The organism is Paenibacillus sambharensis (assembly GCF_003233845.1).
Lineage (GTDB): Bacteria > Bacillota > Bacilli > Paenibacillales > Paenibacillaceae > Paenibacillus_I > Paenibacillus_I sambharensis.
In genome coordinates this window covers 144,649-159,857 of record NZ_QKRB01000053.1, presented here as the reverse complement: position 1 = coordinate 159,857, position 15,209 = coordinate 144,649, and the positions used below count along the sequence as shown (strand labels likewise).

Genomic DNA, 15,209 nt, shown 5'->3' with positions numbered 1-15,209 from the left:
TAAACTATGGCATTCGTAAAGAAATACAGCTTTCAGATTGCATTATTTGTTCTGGTTGCGGCTATGGCGGCGTATGTCTTATCCAGATTCGTGTTCACGCCGGAGGAGAAGCTTGAAGTCATCAAGGCTGCACCGGATTATGAGCTGACCGCTCTTGATGGTAACATGGCCAAGCGCTCTGATTCGGACGGCAAGGTCAGGCTTTATTACTTCTTCTTCGCCAATTGCCCGGATGTATGCCCGCCGACGACCAGAATGGCCAGCGATGTGCAGGACGAGCTGAAGAAGGACGGACTGTTCCCTTCTGATGTCGAATTTAACTGGATAACGATCGATCCCGAGCGGGACAGCCTTGAAGCCATGCGCGAGTATGCGGATAATATGCAGCTGGATTTGAACGGATGGAATTTCCTGCGCGGTGAACCGGAGCAAATCGTTAACATTGCTCGGGAGTTTGACCTTGGTGTAATCAGCAAAGGCTCGGAAAACCTTGTCCATATGGATATTCTGGTGCTTGTGGACCGGGAAGGAAACATCCGGAAATATATTAGGGGTTTCTCAGATGAGGGTACCAGCGTAGAATCGGTTGTGGCCGATGTTAAGAATGTGGCGAACGACTGAGAATGAAAGCTGCCCCGGAAAGAGAATAAACAGATGTCGATATTTTTGCACATTCTGTGGAATAACGTACTCCCGCTGTCCGTGATGATTGCTGCAGGCATCATTCTGCAGCGGGCTTTTTCTTTGGATATCAAGACCTTATCCAAGCTTAACTTTTATTTATTTTCCCCGGCACTTATGTTCAGGCTGCTGTATGAAACCCCAATATCGCTGGACATATTCGGAACTGTGATGCTGTTCGCGCTGATCTTCATGCTGCTGCAGTATGGCGCGGTGGAGATTGTCATCCGGCTGAAGGGATATGACGGGGGGATGCGGGGCGCCATGCGGAACAGTGTTCTCTTCTATAATAGCGCAAACTACGGCATTCCGCTTAATCAGCTTGCCTTTGCGGGCAATCCGTACACGCTGTCGATTCAGGTTCTAATCATGATGCTGCAGTCGCTGATTCCCAATACATACGGCATCTACAGTGTGAATGCTCATAAGGCAGACTGGCGGGCCATCCGCAGGGTGATATTGTCAATGCCGATCATTTATGTTATTCCGCTCGCCTTTGTTATGCGCTGGCTGGAGGTGCCTGTTCCGGAGTTTATCTACACGCCGATTAATTATACGGCTGATGCCTTCATTGGAACGGCGCTGATCACACTGGGTGTGCAGCTGGGGAGCATGAGCTGGCGGATCAGCGGTAGGCTTGCCTATGACGTAGGCTTGTCAGCCTTGCTGCGGCTTGTCGGGGGGCCGGTCATCGCCTGGGGCCTTACGCTGATCCTTGGCATCGACGGTCTCACCGCCGCCGCCCTCATTGTCTCATCAGCTGTTCCAACCTCGCTCAGCAGTGTGCTGCTGGCCGTTGAATTCGATAATGAGAAGGAATTTGCTTCACAGGCAGTATTCGTTTCCACATTAGCCAGTATTATAACGGTAACCTTCGTCATTTTCCTGTTGAATATTCAGATTTGATCTTCCTTGCTCCAGCGTTCCATGGCCGGATCAGGCTCAGGGAAAATCAGATACTCGCCGAGCCCCGCCTTATCCAGCTGAGCCAGCAGGTAGGGTTCGGGAGTGCCTTCAACCCCGGGATAACCTCTTCTCGTATAGATATGCTCTGCATCAGGGAAGGCATCGCGCAGAATGCCGCGGATCCGCTTGCCGGATGAATCATTGTCCGTGAAGATATAGACCTCCCGCCCGTTAACCTGCTTGATCAGACGCTCTACCTGCAGTGTCCCGGGCGTACCATAGGTACAGAAAATATCAACTTCGTCCGTTACTACCCGCTTCAGCCTGCTGCGGTCATTCTTGCCTTCCACGATAATAACGATGTCCACCATGACCACCTCCCGTTATTCTTATTGTACCCATTTCCCGGGAAATGTCGAAAGGCATGGGAGCTGCGATAGGGAACAGCGTCACAGGGTCCCTTCTCTTCTTATGAAGTAATTCGTGTTGGGGCGGAGGATGCCCGGATCGTATGCAGAGGCAGCAGAATAACGGCCAGCATGAGAGACAGAAAAGCGACATAGTAAGGTGAGATGGTCTCCCTGATCTGCCCCGCGATCATCGGGCCCAAGAAGGCGCCAATCGAGAAGGCGACGGACAGAATGGAGAACATCCGGCCGTACCGCGTGCCCCCGCTGAGCTGGATAAGAAGAGACGAGAGAGCGGGATAGATAATTCCCTTGGCCATGCCGGCAGCGAAGAGCAGGGTGTACAGCGGTACCGGTATCTTGATAGCAATGGCGAAGAAGGTCAGTGCCAATCCCAGTGCGCCCCATAATGTACGGGCATATGGAGATAGCTTGTTAAGGAACAGCAGGCTGAGCGTGAACAATGCGCCGAGACTGATTACAGAGAAGAGTAGCCCGGTTGTCATTACGCCAGCGCTGGCGCCAGCCATAAGCGGGAGCTCAAAGGACAATATGCCTTGGGCACAGGACATAGCCACCGGCAGGGAATAGACAAGCCAGGGCATGGATGGTGCGGCTGAAGAAGACGGCTGCGGGCTGCTGCCTGCAGCAGGAAGGCCGCCGGTTGACATTGCCGGCTCGTTCGCCGTACCTGGCAAAGTCTTCGCGGAAGCTTCACGGATGAAGAAGTACGCACAGAGCGCTGTGCCGATCAGTATCCAGCCCAGCAGGTAGAAGGCCTGTTCAAAGCCGACCTTCGCCACCAGAAGCGCTCCGGCCGCCGGCGAGACGACGGAAGCAAGCGTGTGGACCAGGCCGTTGCCAGCCATCAGCTTGCCCTGCTTCAGCTGGTCGGAAGTAATCCGGGCGAGCATGGCCATACAGGCGGGTGAGAGGAAGGCAAGCACGAATCCGCTGACCGACCGCAGGGTCAGGAGCTGCCAAGGGTCGGTGACCTTCGATTGAAGCAGCAGAATCCCGCCGGCCAGCAGCAGGCTCATGACGATAAAGAAGCGGCTGCCGAACCGGTCCACGCTGTAGCCCGCAATAATATTGCCGGGCAGATGCGTCAAGGAGTACATTCCCATCATGAGGCCGATGAACGAAGGGGCTGCGCCAATCGAGACGGCGAAGGGCGTCAGAATAGGGTATTGGGCATGCAGATCGAATACAGCAACGAAGGAAAACAGATAAAGCCAGATGGCTGTTCGCATGAGTCACTCTCCCGTAAAGTTCGAAAATTCTCTATATCCTACTTGTACTCATTAAGGGGACAGGATATGTATGGACAAGCCATGTTAACGCGAAGGTCCCGGTCAAATGCCGTTTACGGTAGGATGAAGCTGGGGTATAATGATTGTTACCTGAGCATACGGGGCCAGGGCGATCTAGTAGGTTGCTAGAATAGCCGGGAGCTGTGCTCATATGGCTTGGAAACAGATGAATCGGGGTGTCTTGGTGTTTGAGGAAATGTTGAATTATGACTGGGAAACATGGAAGCTGTTTTTTCAGGAGCACTGGTTAATTCTTGTCGTGGCACTAGTAGTACTTCTCATTATTATCCGGCTTGTCAAAACTGTCGTGAAATGGGCGCTCGTCGCCGTCATTGTTATAGTCGTCATCATTTACAGCGGCTACACGCTGAATGATTTGAACCTTGATTCGATAACCTCGATCGGCACGCAGGTAGCCGACAGTGTGAAGAAGGAAGCGGTTAATGCAATGGCGGGTGAAATCAAGAGCGCCTCGTATACGGATAACGGTGACGGGACTTATACCGTCAAGACCGATACGCTGGAGCTGACTGGCGCCGGCGGAGATAATGAGGTAGCCGTCTATTACAGGGGTACATCGCTTGGCAAGTGGAAGATCGATGAGTATATTAAGGCACTGATTGAACAGGCCAAGCAAAACGGATAGGGATTACAATGCATGGACAGTGCGAAGCACCGGGGAGGGAATAGGCAGATATGGATTGGGGCAGGGCGGATTCCTACTTGGAGCCTGTCGCGTTGATCATTATAGTGGTTTTGGGTTTCTCGGTGATTCAAGGCTTTCGTAGGGGTGCGTCGGGTTCAGCGAAGCACCTTTTCTTTTTTATTTGGGAGGGCGTCTGGAGCCTGGTCTCTTTGATCGCGGCCTGGAGGCTGGCCTCCTTCGTATCGCCTATGCTGGAGATCTGGCTGGAGGGCAGAAATATCACAGTGCCGGCAGGGGAGTTAAATACCTTCATGCAGGTGTGGTATACGTTCGTGACCGGCATTCGCGACTTTCCGCTTATGCGGATCGGTCTGCTGCTGGTCGTGTTCTATCTGCTGCTGCGGACGCTGTCCCGTATCGCGGGCATGCTGCTCGTTCCGCTCATTGTGGACCTGCTGGGCAGGCTGAGCCCCGGCAGGGAAAGCGGAACAGCAGGCAGGGCGGTCAGCCGGATTGCAGGAGCTGCTCTTGGGGCGGCGCACGGTGCGGGCAGGGCGCTGCTGATTCTCGCCATGCTGTTCGTCTATGTGTCGCTAATGCCGGGAGCGCCGCTTGCCGGCGGAATCGCTTCCTCGCCAGTGTACCAGGAAGCGGCTGGCCGGCTGCTGGAGCCAGTGGCAGGCAGGGTGCTGGCTGAACAGGGGCCTGTCTTCACGAAGGCGGTCGAAGCCGAGTTCAAGAGGATCGCCGAGCGCCGGTATGAGATCATCGATCACGATGTTCCGGATGAAATTAAGGAAGCGGCGGTTAAGCTGACGTCGGGCCTGGAGGGCGACCGAGAGAAGGCGAAGGCGCTGTACGACTGGATTGGGACACGGATTGAATATGACTGGGATAAAGCCGATAATTATATTGATCATGGCGTATGGAAGGAACAGACGCCGGATGATACCTTCCGTACCCGGAAGGGCGTTTGTATTGATGTGGCCCGCCTGTATGCCGTGATGGCCCGCACAGCCGGACTTGATGTGAAGGTGGTCACAGGGCTGGGCGCGGATGGCCGGGGCGGGTATGGACCGCATGCCTGGAACGAAGTGCTTGCCGCGGATACTGGGCGCTGGATTCAGCTGGATGCAACCTGGGCTTCTTCGGGGGACTGGTTCGATACAGCTGACTTTGACAAAACGCATATCCGTGAAGCGTAGCTTGCCGGATATAAGGGGAATCTGCCGTTTCCTGCGGCAGCCTTACCGTATAAGGAGAACCAAATGGCCAGTTAAGTCGTCTCAATATAAGGAAGCTAATCGGGCTTGGCACGGCCCGTAGCTAAGGAATAGGGAGGGAGAACGGTATGTCGAATCAGCGTACGGAAGAGGAACAGAAGCGGCAGATTGTTAATCGGCGCCATTTCTCATTCCGGCTGAATATGTTTTTTTTCAGTACCTTTGTATTGTTCAGCATGCTGATTATCCAGCTTGCGATATTGCAGTTCGTCAAGGCTCCGGAGCTGAAGGCGATGGAGACCAAGATAGGCACCAGCTCGGTGCTGATCCCGCCGATCCGCGGCGATATTTACGATTCGACAGGCAAGACGCGCATCGCCTATTCGACGTCTACACAGTCGCTCTATTATACGATTGACCCGCACATCAAGGAAGATAAAGCAAGGCGTATTGCGGAAGAGCTTCATGCCGTCTTCGAGAAGTACGGGGATCCGAAGGAGTCCATGACCGTTGATGAAATTATCAAGGAGATGGATATTAATTTTCGAATTAACTATGCCACTACGCCGCGACGAATCAAATCGAACCTCACGAATGAGGAAATTGCTCACTTCATGGAGCATCGGGATAAGTTCGAGGGTATGGAGGTCGTGGAGGAGAGCATTCGCAATTATGATGAAAACACGATTGCCGTCCAATTGGTTGGTTATCTAAAGAAATACAACAAGGTGAACACCGTACCGGCCTTTGAAGAAATCTACGGCACCCGGGATAAGGAAGAGGATCCAACGGTCCGGTATCTGAAGCAGGAGGATGTCGGCGTGGATGGCATCGAGCTGATGTATCAGGATGTGCTAAGAGGCAAGAACGGCGTGAAGACGTATCCGATCAACAGCCAGTCGGCTATTATCGGACAGCCGACGGTTACAAAGCCGGATAAGGGCAGCAACCTGTACTTGACCATTAACAAGGATGTGCAGCTGAAGACGGAAGAAGCGATCATGAACCATCTGGCTTACATTCGGTCTGCCCCGCGCAGCAGCCCGGATTACGCACCTTATGCTAGAGCAGGCTACGCCGTAGCAATGGAAGTGGATACCGGCAAGGTGGTGGCCATGGCCAGCATGCCCGACTATGATCCTAATGTGTGGAAGGGCGGAAGCATCGATTCCGAGGATTATAAGAAGATTGAATTTAGTCAATATAACGGAACGATTCGTCAGGTGTATCAGGACTGGGGTACCCAGGAGGAGGCTAATAAGCATACGTCTTCATTGGTTTATCTGGGTTCTACGCAAAAGCCCTTAACTGTTCTAATTGGTATGGCCGAAAAATTAATAACACCCTATACTCGTTATAATGATACCGGTGTGTTCTATTATGGTAAGGAAGGGACGTCGCACCGTAGAGGTATTCCCAATGCCGGTGGCCACGCATATGGTTCCATGGACCCTGCCCGGGCAATTGAAAAATCATCCAACCCTTTCATGGCTGAGAAAATCGGTAATGCTTTGTACCACAAGTATGACGGTCTCGAGGGTGTAGAGACCTGGGACAAATATGTCAAGCAGTTTGGACTAGGCGTTTCCACAGAAAGCGGGCTGCCTTGGGAAAGCAAAGGGGTTATCGATTATTTCCATGAAGCGCAGGTGGGTAGCACTCAATCTGCTTTAATCTTGTCTTCGTTTGGCCAGCAGGCAAGGTATACCCCGCTCCAATTGGCGCAGTATACGGCTATGCTAGCTAACCGCGGCAAGCGTATGAAGCCGCTGTTCGTTGAGAAGATTATTGATCAGAACGGCAAGGTAGTGGAGAAGGCTGAGCCTGTGGTTTTGAACGAGATTGATTTCCCTAAAGAATATTGGCAGGTTATTGAGCGCGGTATGAAATCCAGTGTGCAGGGCTTTGAAGGAGTTAATTATTCGTTCAACCGGAAGACCGGTACATCCGAGCAGACGACAAGCGTAGGGAAGGTCGACAACGCCGTCTTCATCGCCTATGCGCCTGCCGACAAGCCGAAGCTGGCTGTAGCGGTTGTCGTACCGGAGGGCGGATTTGGCGGCCGTGGTGCGGCACCGATTGCCCGCAAGATTTTCGACGCTTATGATGAAGAGATTGGCCTATACGGAACGCCGCGCAAGGCGAAGCAGCAGGAGTCAGATGCTGCGGACACGGCGGCGGCCGAATAATCAATAAACCGAATATAGGCAGAACATGCTTCCCGGCAAGTGTAGCGAAACGGCCGTTCTCCAAGTCAACATGACTTGGAGAACGGTTTTTTTGTGTGCGATAAAATCATCACAAAAAATAAATGTTGCACACAGGAAACTTTATTGTATAATGATAACAATTAGTCCTATGGGCAATAGTTGTTCGTCCATGCAATTTATTAAGGAAGGTGATCACATGGCTAGCATCCAAACCGGCAGCAGGAATCATACATCGGGTCAGTTATTGATGAAGAAAGCACCGTTCAAGAGATGGGTTGTAACAATGGCTTATATGCTGCTGGCAGCTGCGCTGCTTAGTGGTTGCGGAAACGACGAGCGCGAGGCAGGTGCTGAAGAAGCAGAGGTTTTGAAGGTTACATCGACAACAGGCATGATCAACGACATCGTGCGTAAGATCGGCGGAAGCGACGTCGAAGCAACCGGCCTGATGGGTCCGGGTACTGACCCCCATTTATACAAGGCTACACAGGGCGATATCAAGAGGCTGGATGAGGCAGACGTGATTTTCTATAACGGTCTGTATCTGGAAGGCACTATGGGAGAAATACTGGAGAAGCTGGGCGAGAAGAAGAAGGTTGTGGCCGTCTCGGAGAGGCTGAATGATCAGCAGCTGATGAAGGTCTCTTATGACGGTGAGGAGGTTTATGATCCGCATGTCTGGTTTGATGTGGAGAACTGGATTTCGGCAGCCGAGGTTGTCCGGGACACGCTCAAGGAAGCGGATGCCGCCCATGCAGACGGTTATGACTTGAGGGCGGATGATTACATTAGCCGATTGAAGGAGCTGGACCAGTATGCAGAGGAGCAGATCGCTTCCATTCCCGAATCGGGAAGGGTGCTGGTAACGGCTCATGATGCGTTCGGCTATTTTGGCCAGGCCTATGACATTGAAGTGAAGGGGCTGCAGGGCATCAGCACGGCGTCGGAATATGGCTCGAAGGATGTTTCGCAATTGCGGGACTACCTGGTCGAGAATAAGATAAAAGCAGTCTTCGTGGAATCGAGTGTCCCGAAGCGGGCGATCGAGGCGGTTATTGAAGGGGCGCGCAAGCTCGGTCATGAAGTGAGCATTGGCGGGGAGCTGTACTCTGATGCGATGGGTGAGGAAGGATCGGAAGCCGATACGTATATCGGAATGGTCCGCCACAATGTTGATACGATCGTGAAGGCACTCCAATAAGGAACGTAGGTGATGTTATGTCGCACAGTCCACTGGCTGTAAAAGGATTAAGTGCCGCTTACCAGAAGAAAGCGGTGCTGGACAATGTCAGCTTCGAGGTTGAGGAAGGGAAGCTGATGGGAATCATAGGACCGAATGGAGCGGGTAAATCGACGCTGATCAAAACGATACTTGGCTTGATTCCCCGGCTTTCGGGAGAGGTTACCGTGTTCGGCAAGCCATACAGTGTGCAGCGCAAGCTGATCGGCTACGTGCCGCAGCGGGAATCGGTCGACTGGGATTTTCCCACCAATGCGCTGGATGTTGTATTAATGGGGCGTTATGGCCGGCTGGGCTGGTTCCGCAGGCCGGGAGCTGAAGATAAGCGGATTGCGATGGAATGCCTGGCGAAGGTCGGCATGGCCGATTACGCCTCCCGCCAGATCAGCCAGCTGTCCGGGGGACAGCAGCAGCGGGTATTCCTTGCACGGGCACTGGCCCAGGATGCGCGCCTGTATCTGATGGATGAGCCGTTTGCCGGTGTGGATGCCGCTACGGAGAAAGCGATTATCACGCTCCTGCAGGAGCTGAAGAAGCAGGGAAAGACCGTTATCGTCGTCCATCATGATCTGGCAACCGTGAAGGAATATTTTGATTCCGTTCTACTGCTTAATGTAACCCTGCAGGCATACGGGCCTACGGATGCAGCCTTCACGGCAGCCAATCTGCACCGCACGTACGGGGGCAGGCTCGGCTTCCTGGAGAGGCTGGGGCATGACGTTCCGCTTCCGGCAGAAAGCAGGTGATGACATGCTAGACGAGCTGCTGGAAATTTTGCGCGATCCGAATGCGCAGTGGATTCTGCTCGGCTGTATGCTGCTTGGGCTCAGCAGCGGAATCATCGGATGCTTCGCATATCTGCGCAAGCAGAGCCTGATGGGTGATACGCTGGCTCATGCCGCGCTGCCGGGCATCTGTATTGCATTCATGCTTACAGGCACGAAATCGATTATGCTGTTCTTGATTGGCGCTGGCCTGGCCGGCCTCGTGGCGACGCTCGGCATCAGCTGGATTACAAAGTATTCCAAGCTGAAGACAGATGCGGCGATGGGCATCGTGCTGACAGGGTTCTTCGGCATCGGGATTGTGCTGCTGACTCAGATCCAGCACAGCGGCAGCGGAAGCCAAAGCGGCCTAGACAAGTTTTTGTTCGGCCAGGCGGCGTCGATGGTCAGCTCGGATGTGGCGACCATGCTGGTTGTGAGTCTCTTCCTGTCCGGGTCCTGCTGGCTGCTGTTCAAGGAGCTGAAGCTGGTCAGCTTTGATCCGGGCTTCGCGCGGGGTCTCGGATTTCCCGTTGCATTCCTGGAGCAGCTATTGATGTTCTTTATGGTTATTGCGGTTGTGGTGGGCATTCAGGCTGTTGGCGTAGTACTAGTAGCCGCACTTCTCATCACGCCCGCTGTATCCGCGAGGTATTGGACCGACCGGCTGGGTATGATGATGGTCTTATCCGGTATATTTGGGGCACTCAGCGGAGCGCTGGGAACACTGCTCAGTGCTGCGGCGCCGAACATGCCTACTGGTCCCTTGACCGTGCTTGCTGCAACGCTGCTGTTCAGCGTGTCGCTGCTGGCCGGCCCGCGTAAAGGCTTGATCGCCCGCAGGGTGCAGCATCTTCGAGCGAAGCGGGAGCATCTTGCGGCACGTGAGCGCCAAGCGGTGCCTGCCCCAAGCCGGGGGGTGAGCCAATGAGCGACTTCTGGATACTTCTGACCGGCTCCATGGTAGCTGCCTGCTGCGCGATTCTAGGGGTCTTCCTTGTCTTAAGGAGAATGTCACTGGTAGGAGATGCCATCAGCCACTCCGTGCTGCCGGGCATTGCGATCGCTTTTCTCATGAGCGGCACCAGAGATTCCGCGTTTATGCTGATTGGCGCTGCAGTGCTGGGACTCGTCACCGTCTTCCTGATTCAGCTGTTTCATCAGAGCGGTGTGCAGTCGGATGCTTCGATTGGCATTGTGTTTACCGCGCTGTTCGCGGTCGGCGTTATCCTGATCAGCCTGAATGCACGCCAGGTCGATCTGGATCTGGACTGCGTGCTGTACGGCGAAATTGCCTATACACACTGGAACACGATCACTGTGCTTGGCATCGATTATGTTCCGAAGGCAGTGTGGATGCTCGGTTTCACGCTCGTGCTGATTGTACTGGTAATCGGGCTGTTCTACAAGCAGTTCAAGCTCTGCGCCTTCGACCCCGCGCTGGCAGCGGCTGTTGGCATACCGGTCGCCCTGTTCCATTACCTGCTGATGGGCATGGTCTCCATGGCAACGGTCAGCTCCTTCGAGAGCGTGGGCGCAATCCTGGTGGTGGGTCTGCTCATTATCCCGCCGTCAACAGCCTATCTGCTTACCGAGAAGCTGGGCACTATGATCTGGCTCAGCATCGTAATCGGTGTCGCCAGCACCTTCATCGGTTATTACGCCGCTGTTATGCTTGACGCATCCATCGCGGGCTGCATGGTGAGCGCAGCGCTCGCGCTGTTCATACTTGCTTTTCTGTTCTCTCCCTCTCAGGGAATCGTTTCGCGATATGTCAGCCGCCGCCGTGCGGCGCTCCGGCATACCGCTTCATAAGCTTGTATCCACTGCAGTCAAAAGGACGCCGCCTGGCCTATCGGCCGGATGCGGCGTCTTTCTCGTGTCCATACAATGCGTGGTTTTTGGCACAGCGCAGCCGGGTCCCGAAATGGGACAATAAGCAAGAGAACAGCCGCGGGCCGTTCGGGTGCTGTGCCTTTTTCCTCGCGGTGCAAGATGTGATAGAATGGCAGAAGGTATAGAGAGGAGGCGGACATGGGGAACTATCGTTTGATTGCGCTGGATATGGATGGCACCGTCCTGAACGACAGGCAGGAAATCAGCAGGGAAAATGCGGAATGGATACATAGGGCGATGGAAGCGGGCATAACCGTCTGTTTCTCAACGGGGCGCGGCTTCGAAAGCGCAGTGCCCTACGCGGATCAGCTGGGGCTCGCGACGCCAATGATAACCGTCAACGGGAGTGAGATCTGGCATCAGCCACATGTGCTGCACAAGCGGACCCTGATGAATGCTGCGATGATCAAGCGTTTGCATGAGCTTGCGATGCAGTCGGATGTGTGGTTTTGGGCTTATGCGGTAGAGGGCTTATACAACCGGGAGAGATGGATCAAGCCGGCGGACAACTATGAAGGCCAGCATTGGCTGAAATTTGGCTATTATACGGAAAATGATACGCTTCGCGAAGGCATTCTGGCCGAGATCAGCGAGTGGGGCGGCTTGGAGATTACGAATTCCTCTCCGTGGAACATTGAGCTTAACCCGGCAGGTGTATCGAAGGCAGCGGCCCTTGAGGAGCTCTGCGGCCTGCTTGGCATTACAATGCAGCAGGTGGTAGCCATGGGAGACAGCCTGAATGATTTGGCCATGATCCGTGCTGCAGGCCTTGGCGTGGCAATGGGTAATGGGCAGGATGCGGTCAAGGCTGAGGCGGACTTTGTCACGCTTACCAATGATGAGCATGGTGTTGCTCATGCCATTGAGCACATCGTTATGAAAGGGTGAGGTTCAGTGGAAATCATTGGCTGGATTCTCGTCATTGTGCTCTTCCTGGTCGGGCTTGCGGGAGCGGTATACCCGATTCTTCCGGGGGCTTTGGCCATTTATGCGGCGTTCTTCGTCTATGGGTTCTTCATTTCCTTCGAGCCGTTCGGCTGGATATTCTGGACCCTCCAGACACTTATCGTGGTCGTGCTCTTCGTCGCTGACTATGCGGTGAATGCCTGGGGAGTCAAGCGCTTCGGCGGCTCCAGGGCTTCAGTCATCGGCAGCACCATCGGTGTGCTGATCGGTCCGTTCGTTATTCCGGCATTCGGTCTTATTCTGGGGCCATTCATTGGCGCTGTGGTCGGCGAGCTGACAGCGGGTTCTAATGTTGAACGCTCAGTTAAAGTGGGGATTGGATCGGTTGTCGGACTTTTCTCCAGTATTGTAGTGAAGATCGCTCTTCAGGTAATCATGATCGTCCTTTTTGCATTATGGCTTATCTTCTAAGATGAACAGGGTAATAAGAATGATACGACATGAAGGAGGAATGAACGATGATACGAGTGACAGTATGGAATGAATTCCTGCATGAGAAGATTCATGAGGAAGTGACGAAGGTCTATCCCGACGGCATTCATGAGGCACTGGCGAAGGGCCTGGCTGAGCAGGGGCTTGAGCTGCGGACTGCAACGCTGGAGCAGCCGGAGCACGGCTTGACGGAAGAGGTGCTGGACAGCACGGACGTGCTGATCTGGTGGGGTCACATGGGCCACGATCAGGTGGATGACCATGTGGTTGAGCGTGTGCATCAGCGCGTCATGAACGGAATGGGTCTTATTGTTCTGCATTCGGGACATTTCTCGAAAATCTTCAAGAAGCTTATGGGCACAGGCTGCGATCTGAAATGGCGGGAGGTCGGCGAGAAGGAGCGGATCTGGACAGTCAACCCGGCCCATCCGATCGCGGCTGGAATCCCTGAATATATAACGATTGAGCATGAGGAAATGTATGGCGAGCACTTCGACATTCCGGCGCCGGATGAGCTGATCTTCCTCAGCTGGTTCGAGGGCGGAGAGGTGTTCCGCAGCGGCTGTACGTTCTATCGCGGACAGGGCAAGATCTTCTACTTCCGCCCGGGCCATGAGACATACCCGACTTATTATAATCAAGAAGTGCTGCAGGTCATCAAGAACGGAATCCGGTGGGCAGCCCCATCCGGAGCAGCTGTTCCGGTAAGAGGCAATTACGAGCCGCTCGAACCGATCAAGGCACAGCAGTGAAAGGCGGCTAACAGATCCGAATTATGAAGAAGGATTCGCTTATCAAAGGCACCATCATACTGGCGGCGGCGGCGCTCGTCGCCCGTTTCCTCGGCATATTCCAGCGGGTGCCGCTTGATTACATGCTGACCGAGGAAGGCGGTACCTATTTTGGAACGGCCAACACAATCTACCTGCTGCTGCTCACCGTCGCGACGGCGGGTATACCCAGTACGGTCAGCAAAATGATCTCCGAGCGGTATGCGCAGGGGAAGGTATCGGAGGCGAAGCAGATCTACAGGGCTGCTCTTCTCTTCGGGATCATGGCGGGCATTCTGATGTCCACATTGCTCTTCCTGCTGGCTCCGTTCATCGCCACAAACATCTCCGCTAATCCGGGAGCTGCACTTGCCATTCGGGCGATTGCGCCAGCTCTTCTGTTCTTCCCGATCATCGCGATGATGCGGGGGTACTTTCAGGGCCGGCAGCTGATGGCAGCCGGCGGCATATCGCAGATTATCGAGCAGATTTTACGGGTTGTCGTCGGTGTCGGTCTTGCTTTCATTGTCCTAAGTATCGGATACAGTGATGAGTGGATCGCGGCAGCGGCTACTTTCGGCAGCGTGCTGGGAGGGATTGGCGCCCTCGCTATTATGATCTGGTATGCCGCCAAGCTCCGGCGTCATGATGCGCAGGAAGCGGAGACCAAACGGAGCCGCAGGGCTTCGCTGGATGCTGCAGGTATTATGTCGGTAAGGAAGCCGGAGACAAGCCGAAAGCTGAGGGCTTCCGAAATTTACCGGGACATCTTCAAGATATCGATCCCGATTGTGCTGACAGCGATTACGGTGAACTTGTTCTACGCCTTTGACGCTACCTTGTTCATGCGGCTGACGAGCGCCTTCTATACAGATGATGCCGCACATTCCGCGTTAAACGCATTGACCATTAAGGCACAGTCTATTGCAGGTATACCGCCGATTCTGGCTATTGCGCTGAGCACCTCGATCATTCCGGTCATCTCATCGGCTTATGCTGTTAACAAGCTCGATGAAGTGCGTCGACAGGTTTCGCTTGTTATGCGGATCGTCGTCTATACCGGTGTGCCAGCCGCACTTGTGCTGACCGTAGCTTCCCAATCTATCACAGGCCTGCTGTTTGAACCAGGCGGCAGCGGCGTGGTCGCTGCTCTTACGGCCGGCACGATTTTCCAAATCACGATGATGACGTCCAATTCGATCCTGTTCGGTATGAGCAAGCCGAGACTTGCCATGCGTCATACCCTGATCGGAATGGCGGTGAAGGCAGCGGGAAGCGTTGCGCTGGCTCCGTTCCTTGGCGTATATGGCCTGATTATTGCCTCAACAGCCGCCTTCCTGCTGATCTCGATGTTGAACAATGCTGCTGTACGCAGGGAGGTTAACTTCGAGGTGCTGGGCAAGCGCTGGGTCCCTTACCTGGCCGTTATCGCCATCACGGCGGGCGCAGGCTGGGGTCTGGACGCGGCTGGCCTGTATATGCTGCAGGGGATCTGGTACAAGCTGGCATGCTTCCTGACAGCTGCTGTTTCGGGCTCGGTAATGGGCGGTCTATATCTCGTCCTGCTGGTCGTCCTGCGCGTGGTGACGCCAACAGAGGCGGCCGCCTTCCCGAAGCCGCTGCGCAAGGTGTTCGGTATTCTGCTTCGCTTGTTCGGTAGGGAAAGACATGCCAAAAAAGATGCATAGAATTTCATGAAATGTATATTCGAACTCCTCTCATCATGATAGAATGACTTTACAGAAGTCATACACT

Annotated in this window: 15 protein-coding genes; 13 read left to right on the top strand and 2 right to left on the bottom strand. The window is 54.1% G+C overall.

Annotated elements, in window-relative coordinates; all coding sequences use genetic code 11:
• Positions 1-6: 6 nt before the first annotated feature.
• Together DNH61_RS18395 and DNH61_RS18390 are read left to right on the top strand one after the other, a co-directional pair.
• Entirely contained in the window at positions 7-621 is a 615-nt protein-coding gene (locus tag DNH61_RS18395) for an SCO family protein (protein WP_111148143.1), read from the top strand.
• Positions 622-654: 33 nt separating this feature from the next.
• Positions 655-1,587 carry an AEC family transporter gene (locus DNH61_RS18390; protein ID WP_111148142.1) on the top strand — a complete coding sequence of 311 codons (933 nt, stop codon included), beginning with the start codon at positions 655-657 and terminating at the stop codon, positions 1,585-1,587.
• On the opposite strand, the gene DNH61_RS18385 is transcribed toward DNH61_RS18390, so the two are convergent.
• Entirely contained in the window at positions 1,578-1,955 is a 378-nt protein-coding gene (locus DNH61_RS18385; RefSeq protein WP_111148342.1) for a ribonuclease M5, read from the bottom strand. The genes DNH61_RS18390 and DNH61_RS18385 overlap by 10 nt on opposite strands.
• Before the next feature lie 101 nt (positions 1,956-2,056).
• The gene (locus DNH61_RS18380) at positions 2,057-3,247 is read right to left on the bottom strand and encodes an MFS transporter (protein WP_111148141.1); all 1,191 of its coding nucleotides are present in this window, start codon (positions 3,245-3,247) and stop codon (positions 2,057-2,059) included.
• A 211-nt stretch (positions 3,248-3,458) separates the two neighbouring features.
• Here DNH61_RS18380 and DNH61_RS18370 point away from each other — a divergent pair, with 211 nt between their 5' ends.
• The 11 genes from DNH61_RS18370 (at position 3,459) to DNH61_RS18320 (ending at position 15,142) form a co-directional block, all read left to right on the top strand.
• On the top strand, positions 3,459-3,953 hold the full coding sequence (locus DNH61_RS18370) for a hypothetical protein (RefSeq protein ID WP_245948241.1): 495 nt from the start codon (positions 3,459-3,461) through the stop codon (positions 3,951-3,953).
• A 209-nt stretch (positions 3,954-4,162) separates the two neighbouring features.
• A complete protein-coding gene (locus DNH61_RS18365) occupies positions 4,163-5,158 on the top strand; it encodes a transglutaminase domain-containing protein (RefSeq protein ID WP_245948240.1) in 996 nt (331 codons plus the stop codon).
• Between the two features lie 146 nt (positions 5,159-5,304).
• Positions 5,305-7,365 (top strand): peptidoglycan D,D-transpeptidase FtsI family protein, encoded by a 2,061-nt coding sequence (locus DNH61_RS18360; protein WP_111148139.1) that lies wholly within the window; start codon positions 5,305-5,307, stop codon positions 7,363-7,365.
• A 217-nt stretch (positions 7,366-7,582) separates the two neighbouring features.
• Complete coding sequence (locus DNH61_RS18355) at positions 7,583-8,587, top strand: metal ABC transporter solute-binding protein, Zn/Mn family (protein ID WP_425452273.1); 1,005 nt, start codon at positions 7,583-7,585, stop codon at positions 8,585-8,587.
• Positions 8,588-8,604: 17 nt separating this feature from the next.
• Positions 8,605-9,372, top strand: a complete 768-nt coding sequence (locus DNH61_RS18350) for a metal ABC transporter ATP-binding protein (RefSeq protein WP_111148138.1) — start codon at positions 8,605-8,607, stop codon at positions 9,370-9,372.
• A gap of 4 nt (positions 9,373-9,376) precedes the next feature.
• On the top strand, positions 9,377-10,321 hold the full coding sequence (locus DNH61_RS18345) for a metal ABC transporter permease (protein ID WP_111148334.1): 945 nt from the start codon (positions 9,377-9,379) through the stop codon (positions 10,319-10,321).
• Positions 10,318-11,205 carry a metal ABC transporter permease gene (locus tag DNH61_RS18340; RefSeq protein WP_111148137.1) on the top strand — a complete coding sequence of 296 codons (888 nt, stop codon included), beginning with the start codon at positions 10,318-10,320 and terminating at the stop codon, positions 11,203-11,205. Before DNH61_RS18345 ends, DNH61_RS18340 begins: the two co-directional genes overlap by 4 nt.
• A 219-nt stretch (positions 11,206-11,424) precedes the next feature.
• Positions 11,425-12,174, top strand: a complete 750-nt coding sequence (locus tag DNH61_RS18335) for a Cof-type HAD-IIB family hydrolase (protein WP_111148136.1) — start codon at positions 11,425-11,427, stop codon at positions 12,172-12,174.
• Between the two features lie 6 nt (positions 12,175-12,180).
• On the top strand, positions 12,181-12,663 hold the full coding sequence (locus tag DNH61_RS18330; protein WP_111148135.1) for a DUF456 domain-containing protein: 483 nt from the start codon (positions 12,181-12,183) through the stop codon (positions 12,661-12,663).
• 47 nt (positions 12,664-12,710) lie between these two features.
• Positions 12,711-13,436 carry a ThuA domain-containing protein gene (locus DNH61_RS18325; protein ID WP_111148134.1) on the top strand — a complete coding sequence of 242 codons (726 nt, stop codon included), beginning with the start codon at positions 12,711-12,713 and terminating at the stop codon, positions 13,434-13,436.
• 23 nt (positions 13,437-13,459) lie between these two features.
• The gene (locus tag DNH61_RS18320) at positions 13,460-15,142 is read left to right on the top strand and encodes a putative polysaccharide biosynthesis protein (RefSeq protein WP_245948239.1); all 1,683 of its coding nucleotides are present in this window, start codon (positions 13,460-13,462) and stop codon (positions 15,140-15,142) included.
• Positions 15,143-15,209: the final 67 nt, after the last annotated feature.